Source organism: Aminobacter sp. P4_H6_2, from assembly GCF_056400805.1.
Genome location: NZ_JBFUKO010000240.1, coordinates 1 through 7728, shown reverse-complemented (window position 1 = coordinate 7728; position 7728 = coordinate 1). Strand labels below are relative to the sequence as shown.

Below are 7728 nucleotides of genomic sequence, written 5' to 3'. Positions count from 1 at the left end.
GCGCGATACCACCGTGTTCCTGTCGCAGGACAGTTTTGGCGGGCTCAATGTCGTGACCTCGACGTCGGGCTGGGCCTGGAAATACCCCGGCCGTCTCGGCGACTCGCCCATCCCCGGCGCAGGCTTTTATGCCGACAGCCGCTTTGGTGCTGCTGCCTGCACCCACACCGGCGAGATGACCATGCGCTGCGGTACCGCGCGCACAATCGTGCTTGCGATGCGGCTGGGCTACTCGCTCGAAGCGGCCACCGCGCTTGCCATCGAGGAACTGCGCGAGCTGAAAAGCGGCTTCCTTGCCGGCGTTGTCATTCATGCGCTTGACGCCAAGGGCAACCACAAGGTCGTCAGCCTGAATTGCGAAGAGCAGATCAAATACTGGTTCTGGGACACCGACATGCCAGAGCCGGAACACCGCTTCGCCGAACCGTTCACATCCTAGAAACCCGAGGGAGGGAAAAATGAAGAACCTGATGACGAAACTTGCCGGGATGGCCCTGGCCGTGGGCCTTGCCGCAACCGGCGCTGCCCAGGCCGGCAAGATCGACGAGATCCGCGAGCGCGGCACCGTGCGCATCGGCGTGTCGCTCGGCGGCGAGCCGATCGGCTTCCGCGATGCCCAGAACAACCCGGTCGGCTATGACGTCGATGTCGCCACCATGCTGGCCGAAAAGCTCGGCGTGCCGGTCGAGTTCGTCGACGTGTCTGGCGACGCTCGCATCTCGATGCTGGTTTCCGGCCAGATCGACATCGCGGTCGCCAACACCTCGGCGACGCTCGAGCGCGCCAAGTCAGTCGACTTCTCGATCCCCTACAACCGCGCCGGCTTGCGCATCATCGTCCAGAAGGACTCCGGCATCGCCAAGCTTGAAGACCTCGCCGGCAAGAAGATCGTCGTCGGCCGTGGCTCGACGGGCGAGACCTTCATCAAGAATGCGGCACCTCAGGCCGAGCTCGTCTACACCGACAATTTCTCGCCGGAAGGCGTTCTGCTGCTGCAGCAGAAGCGTGTCGACGCAGCCATCGAGGACTCCTCCCTGCTCGACTACCTCGCCACCAAGAACGAGAATTTGGTGACCCTGCCGGGCCTGCACTCCAACGATCCGATCGGCATTGCTGTCGCCAAGGGCGACGAGGGTTTCGTGCGCTGGATCGACATGTTCGTGTCGGATTACATCCAGAGCGGCGCTTACCAGGCCAACTACAAGAAGTGGTGGGGCGAGACCGCCAACCCGCCGGCACTGACCCCGCTTTGGTAAGTTGCTGCCGCCAAGCCCCTCTCCTTACAGGGGAGGGGTAGGTGGTGCGTCCTTCGAGGCTCGCTACGCTCGCACCTCAGGATGAGGACCGTTGGGCCAGTTCGGCTTTATCCTGAAAGGCTGTTTCTAAAGACCAGATCCAAGCTCTCGCTTCACCCGACAGGGCCTCACCGACAGATATGGGTGGCATCAACGGTCCTCATCCTGAGGTGCGAGCCCGCAGGCCGTTCGGGCCAAATCGCCTAGTTCAGCGGGCGAGCCTCGAAGGACGCACTTACAGAGCATTCACGACGTCGCGCGCGGCACGAAGAAGGTCGGCACTGTCACCTCTGCATGTCCATCGCCGAACTGTTCGGGTGTCGCGAGGAAACGCAGGATCTCGCCGACATAGGTCTTCTTGTCGTAGCCGATCGACGAGATCGGATAGGCCTCGAAATCCGTCAGGGACAGATTGTCGAAGCCGTAGAGCCGGAAGCGCTCTGGCCTGTTGCCGGGAAAGGCATCGCGGTGAACATCCATGATACCCATCGCCATGGCATCGGACGTGCAGAACACCGCGTCAGTCCTCGGCCATTCCGGCGACTGCGCAACGCTGCGCCCGCTCTGGTAGGAGTAATCGCCGCGCAGCTCCGCGACCAGGCTGATGCCGCGCCGCTCCATCTCGGCCTTGTAGTTGGCGATGCGCGACCGCTCGACCGGAGAGGATACACGCCCGGTCACGAGCGCCGCTGTCGCAATGCCCTTGCCAGCCGCGTCGGCGACAGCCTCGGCGATGCCGATCGCCTCGTTGGGCACCACCGAGGGAGACGAGCCGTCATGCATGCCGTTGAGCATCAGGACGTCATCGCTGCGGAACATTTTCCGCACGCTTTCGGCGTCGGCGAAGTCGGAGAAAACCAGCGCCGCATCGACATGATAGGCAACGCCGTTGCGCAAAAACTCCTCGATCCGCTCGACCGAGCCGACACGCAGGAAGATGACCTGCTTGCCGATCGACTGTATGTCGCTGATCAAAAGGTCGAACAGGTCGAGGTCGGAAAAGTCGTGGATGTGGTTGACGATCACCGCGATCAGGTTGACCGTCTTGGTGGTCAGGCTGCGTGCCAGAAGATTGGGCTTGAAGCCGAGCTTGTCTGCTGCTTCAAGTACACGCGCGCGCTTGTCGGCGGAAACAGGACGGCTTTCGCTCGACAGCGCCCGCGAGGCGATCGCGCGCGACACGCCGGCCAGCTCGGCGACATCGGCGATGGTCGGCGAGGTGCGTCGTTTGCGCGAACTGTCCATAAGGGCCTTTGCGAGTTGTCATCTTGAAATTCGGGCGCCGTGGCCAGACGTCCCGCGGCAATCATCCATCCGGGAACTGATTTCATGCTTACCTGCTTCGACATTGGCGGTTCAACGATAAAAAGCGCCCGCGCCCGTTCTGCCGGCGAAATCGAGATCATCGACCGCGTGACAACGCCGCTCGACGATTTCGGCGCCTTCGCCGCCGTCATCGCCGAACGCGTGGCAATGGATCGAGGCAGTACCAAGGGCGTTTCAATTTCGATTGCCGGCGTTGTCGATCCTGCCTCCGGCAGCCTGAAATGCGCCAACATCCCTTGCATCGATAGCCGGCTGATCGCTGTCGATCTCGAAGCCATAATCGGCCTGCCGGTRTGGATCGCCAACGATGCCGATTGTTTCGCCATGGCCGAAGCGACAAGCGGGGCAGGGCGCGGACACCGCAATGTCTTCGGCATCATCCTGGGAACAGGGGTCGGCGGCGGCCTCGTCATCGACGGGCGCCTTGTCACGGGTGCTGGCGGTTATGCCGGCGAATGGGGCCATGGCCAGGCGCTTGCTACAAGAGTTGGCAAGCCGCCGGTCGACATTCCGCATTTTGCCTGCGGCTGCGGTCAGGCCGGGTGTGTCGACACCATTGGCGGGGCGCGCGGCGTAGAGAAGCTGCACCACTTCCTGTGCGGTGAGATGCTGTCGAGCACCGAGGTCATCGACCGCTGGCGCGAGAACGAAGCACGAGCACGCCGTACCATGGACATCTATCTCGAACTGGTCGGCGTGCCGTTGGCGCTGACGCTCAATATTATTGGCTCTTCCGTCGTTCCCGTAGGTGGCGGTCTGTCAAACGTTCCCGAACTGATCGCTGCCCTCGACAATGAGGTGCGCGGCCGCACACTTCGGCGTTCGCAAAGCCCGCTGCTGGTCAAGGCGGCATTGACCACCGAGCCGGGCCTGCTCGGTGCGGCCGCGCTTGGTTTTCAGGAGCTGACCCATGTCTGAGAAAATCTTGCTTGAAGTCTGTGTCGACAGCCCGCAAAGCCTTGCTGCCGCGATATCAGGCGGTGCCGACCGCATCGAGCTCTGCGCGGCACTTGAAACCGGCGGCCTCACGCCATCGCCCGGCCTGATGGCACTTGCCGCCAAGGCGCCGATCCCTGTCTATGCGATGATCCGTACGCGGCCCGGGGACTTCGTCTTCGACGATGCCGATATGACAACCCTGCTCGCCGACATCGATGCGGTGCGCGCGGCGGGCCTTGAAGGTGTCGTGCTTGGCGCCAACAGGCCTGACGGTACGCTTGATCGCGACCTGCTTTCGCGCCTGGCAGGTCACGCAAATGGGCTGGGCATGACGCTTCACCGCGCCTTCGACCTTGCCAGTCCGGACTTCGGACCTTCCATCGAGCTGGCTGTCGAATTGGGCTTCGAGCGCATCCTGACTTCAGGTGGCGAGACGTCCGCGCTCAAGGGGCTCGACGCGCTGGCCAAGTGCTTCGACCAGGCGCGTGGCCGTATCGCCATCATGCCGGGTTCGGGCGTCAATCTCGACACGCTTGGTGCGATCCAGGCGCGGCTGCCCTTGCGCGAGGTACATTCGTCCTGTTCGGTTGCCGCCGATGCGGGGAATGCGAAGGCGCTGGAACTGGGCTTTGTCGCACCACGATCCAAGCACACCGATGCCGACATCGTCAGGAAAATGAAGGCGATGCTGAACCGGGGCTAGGCCTTTTCGGCAAGTTCCTTCGATGAGAATTCGTAGAGCGTCTTTTCGGTCGTGCCGTCGACGCCGACCAGGCTGACCTCGTGGCCCCACAGGCGCTGGATATAGCGCACCGTTTCGTTACGTGTCTCTTCCTGCAATGTCGCGCCATGGTGCACGGTGTGCTTGATGCGCAGCTTGCGGTCGCCCTTGAGGTCGGCGTCGACCGCCTGGATATCGGGCTGGATCACCCCGACGTCGTAGTTGTCGGCGAGCCGCGAGCGCACCCGCTCATAGCCGCGCTCGTCGTGGATGGCCGTCACCTCGTAGTACGGGTCGGAGGCTTCTTCCTGCAGCGAAAACAGGCGCATGTCGCGGATCAGCGCCGGGCTCAGGAACTGCCGGATAAAGGACTCGTCGCGGTGGGTTGCCCAGGCGTCGAGCAGCGTTCCGCACCAGTCGCCATTGCCGGCGAAATCGGGGAACCAGTCGCGGTCTTCGGCCGTCGGTTCGGTACAGATACGCTGGATGTCGCGCATCATGTTGAAGCCGAGCGTGTAGGGGTTGATGCCGCTGTAGCGCGGGTCGTCGAAACTGGGTTGGAACACCACGTTGGAGTGGTTCTGCAGCACCTCCAGCATCGTGCCTTCGCTGATTTTGCCCTTGTCGAAAAGCCTGTTCATGATCGTGTAGTGGACGAAGGTGGCACAGCCTTCGTTCATCACCTTGGTCTGGCGTTGCGGGTAGAAATATTGCGCAATGACGCGAACGATCCGCAGGATCTCCCTTTGCCAGGCCTTGAGTACGGGGCTGTATTTCTCCAGGAAATAGAGCAGGTTTTCTTCCGGATATTCGATGGCCGATTGGCGTTCCGAAATGTCGGTCTCGGCCTCGCGCGGCACTCCGGCCTCGGCCGATTGAGGCAGCGTCCGCCAAAGGTCGCTGAAGGTGCGTTCCTCGTGTTCGAGCCGTTCGCGGATGCGCGCCTGTTCGCGTTCGACCGAAAGGCGCGGCCGCCGGCGATAGCGAAACACCGCTTGCGGCATCAGCGCGTGCGCGGCATCGAGCACGGCCTCCACGGCGGCGGGGCCATACCTCTCCTCGCAGCGCGCGATGTAGCTCTTGGCGAATTCCATATAGGCGAGGATGGCGCCTGCATCGGTCCATTGCTGGAACAGATAGTTGTTCTTGAAGAAGTGGTTGTGGCCGAACGAAGCGTGCGCGATCACCAGCGTTTGCAACGCCATGGTGTTTTCTTCCATGAGATAGGTGATGCACGGGTTGGAGTTGATCACCAGCTCGTAGGCGAGCCCCATGCGACCTTTGCGATAGAGGTTCGACTCGTGGACGAAATGTTTGCCGAAGGACCAGTGCTGGTACATCAACGGCATGCCGATGGATGAATAGGCGTCGAGCATCTGTTCCGACGAAATCACCTCGATCTGGTTGGGATAGAAGTTGAGGCGGAGCTCATCGACGGCGATCTCCTTGATCGCGTCATAGGCGCGCGCCAGGTCGTCGAAGTTCCAGTCCGAACTTGTGAACAGCAGCGACGACGTTTTCGAACGCTTTTCCACCTTGCATCCTCAACCGCGTTTTGCCGGCGCCGGAGCCTTGGCGAACAGCTCATGGAAGACGGGATAGATGTCGGACGGCTTGGCGATGCGCGTCATCTCGAAGTTCGGCCATGCGGCACTCACCTCGCGATAGGCGTTCCATAGTGACGTGCCGTTGTCGGCATGGCGGAACATCTCGCTTTCGCGCTCGTCGATGATCTCGACATAGGCGTAGTACTGGCACAGCCGCATCAGCGTGTTGTCGAGTATGGACACACAGCGCTCGGAATCGTTGGGGATGTTGTCGCCGTCCGAAGCCTGTGCCGCGTAGATGTTCCAGTCCTTGGCGGGATAGCGCTCGCGGATGACGCGCAGCATTTCGTCCAGTGCAGTGGAAACGACAGTGCCGCCGCTTTGGGTGCTGTAGAAGAACGTGTCCTCGTCCACCTCTGAGGCCTCATGGGTGTGGCGGATGAAGACGATGTCGGTCTTTTCGTAGCGCCGCTTGAGAAACAGGTGCAGCAGCACGAAGAAGCGCTTGGCGAGGTCCTTTTCGCGCTCGCCCATCGAGCCCGAGACGTCCATAAGGCAGAACATCACCGCATTGGCGTTGGGCACYGGCTGCGGCTCGAAGCGGTTGAAACGGATGTCGATGGGGTCGATGTAGGGGATCAGCTTGCGGCGGCGCGCGAGCGTCGCATGTTGTTCGCGCAACACTGCGATGCGTTGCTGGGTGGCAGCACTTGGCCGCCGCTCACCTTCCAGCTTGAGCAGCTCGGCTGCGATTTCGTCGATCTCGGATTGTTTGGGCCTTCTCAGCGCGATACGCCGGCCGAAGCTGTTGAACATGGTGCGGCCGACGCTGATGCTGGTCGGATTGCCGCTCATCGTGTAGCCGGCCCGGCGTGGCCTGAACGTCACCACTTCCTTGAGGTTGAGCTTCACCAGGTCAGGCAACTCAAGGTCTTCAAAAAACAGGTCGAGCACTTCTTCACGCGATAGGGCGAACTGGAAATCGTCCTCGCCATCTCCCGACGATGACGGGTCCGACCCCTTGCCGCTTCCCGCCGCCGGTCTCGGGATGCGGTCGCCGGTGCCGAAGGTCTTGTTGCCGGGAAGGACCTCCTCCCGGCGGCCCGAATGCGGTGCGCGTTGAAAGGTCGGCTCGCCAATGCCTTTGCGGGGAATGGGGATGATCTGGTCCTGGTCGGCGGTCCCGATCTTGCCAGACTTTATCCGCTCGTTGATCGCCCGTTTCAACTCTTCGCGGGCGCGCCTCAAAAAACGCTGCCTGTTGCCAAGGCTCTTGTCCTTGGGATTGAGGCGCCGATCGATGAAGTTCGGCATGTGGGTCCCCGTTCGCTCCCGGTCAGCCTGCCTTGTTGACCCGCATGTACCAATCGACAAGCCGGCGGACCTGACGCTGGGTGTAGCCGCGCTCGGTCATGCGCTCGACGAATTCGGCATGCTGCTTTTCGGTGGTGCTGTCGCGCTTGGCTCCGAAGCTGATCACCGGCAACAGGTCCTCGACCTGGCCGAACATCCGCTTTTCGATCACCTCGCGCAGCTTCTCGTAACTCGTCCACGACGGGTTGCGGCCATTGTTCTTGGCGCGTGCCCTCAGCGTGAACTTCACCACCTCGTTGCGGAAGTCCTTGGGGTTGGCGATGCCAGCCGGCTTCTCGATCTGCGATAGTTCGGAGTCGAGGATGCCGCGGTTGAGGATCTGGCCGGTGTCTGGGTCCTTGTAGTCCTGGTCCTCGATCCAGGCGTCGGCATAAGCGATATAGCGGTCAAACAGGTTCTGGCCGTATTCGCTATAGGATTCGAGATAGGCTTTTTGGATCTCGTGGCCGATGAACTCGGCATAACGCGTCGCAATCTCCGATTTGATGAAGTCGAGATAGGAGGCTTCGATCTCGCCCGGGAACTG

General features: G+C 61.7%; 7 protein-coding genes and 1 pseudogene. 4 read left to right on the top strand and 4 right to left on the bottom strand.

Annotated features, from left to right (window positions below):
* A partial coding sequence (locus AC1DUU_RS17350; protein ID WP_476784648.1) for an isoaspartyl peptidase/L-asparaginase occupies positions 1-439 on the top strand: 439 nt, incomplete at its 5' end.
* Positions 440-458: 19 nt separating this feature from the next.
* Entirely contained in the window at positions 459-1256 is a 798-nt protein-coding gene (locus AC1DUU_RS17345; RefSeq protein WP_476784647.1) for a transporter substrate-binding domain-containing protein, read from the top strand.
* Positions 1257-1541: 285 nt separating this feature from the next.
* Here the strand turns inward: AC1DUU_RS17345 and AC1DUU_RS17340 are convergent, their stop codons facing one another.
* The gene (locus tag AC1DUU_RS17340; RefSeq protein WP_476784646.1) at positions 1542-2540 is read right to left on the bottom strand and encodes a LacI family DNA-binding transcriptional regulator; all 999 of its coding nucleotides are present in this window, start codon (positions 2538-2540) and stop codon (positions 1542-1544) included.
* An 84-nt stretch (positions 2541-2624) separates the two neighbouring features.
* Here AC1DUU_RS17340 and AC1DUU_RS17335 point away from each other — a divergent pair, with 84 nt between their 5' ends.
* A complete protein-coding gene (locus tag AC1DUU_RS17335; RefSeq protein WP_476784649.1) occupies positions 2625-3539 on the top strand; it encodes an ROK family protein in 915 nt (304 codons plus the stop codon).
* Positions 3532-4263: a copper homeostasis protein CutC gene (locus AC1DUU_RS17330; RefSeq protein WP_476784645.1), complete on the top strand. Its 732-nt coding sequence runs from the start codon at positions 3532-3534 to the stop codon at positions 4261-4263. Before AC1DUU_RS17335 ends, AC1DUU_RS17330 begins: the two co-directional genes overlap by 8 nt.
* Here AC1DUU_RS17330 and AC1DUU_RS17325 read toward each other — a convergent pair.
* From AC1DUU_RS17325 to AC1DUU_RS17315, 3 genes and pseudogenes are all read right to left on the bottom strand, one after another.
* Positions 4260-5816: a SpoVR family protein gene (locus AC1DUU_RS17325; RefSeq protein ID WP_476784644.1), complete on the bottom strand. Its 1557-nt coding sequence runs from the start codon at positions 5814-5816 to the stop codon at positions 4260-4262. The genes AC1DUU_RS17330 and AC1DUU_RS17325 overlap by 4 nt on opposite strands.
* Positions 5817-5825: 9 nt before the next feature.
* Positions 5826-7142 carry a YeaH/YhbH family protein gene (locus AC1DUU_RS17320; RefSeq protein ID WP_476784643.1) on the bottom strand — a complete coding sequence of 439 codons (1317 nt, stop codon included), beginning with the start codon at positions 7140-7142 and terminating at the stop codon, positions 5826-5828.
* A gap of 22 nt (positions 7143-7164) precedes the next feature.
* Positions 7165-7728, bottom strand: a pseudogene (locus tag AC1DUU_RS17315) (PrkA family serine protein kinase); the annotation flags it as partial.

Excerpts from the sequence above, each read along its gene's own strand:
- AC1DUU_RS17345 (WP_476784647.1), top strand. The coding sequence starts at position 459 with ATGAAGAACCTGATGACGAAACTTGCCGGGATGGCCCTGGCCGTGGGC.
- AC1DUU_RS17340 (WP_476784646.1), bottom strand. The coding sequence starts at position 2,540 with ATGGACAGTTCGCGCAAACGACGCACCTCGCCGACCATCGCCGATGTC.
- AC1DUU_RS17330 (WP_476784645.1), top strand. The coding sequence starts at position 3,532 with ATGTCTGAGAAAATCTTGCTTGAAGTCTGTGTCGACAGCCCGCAAAGC.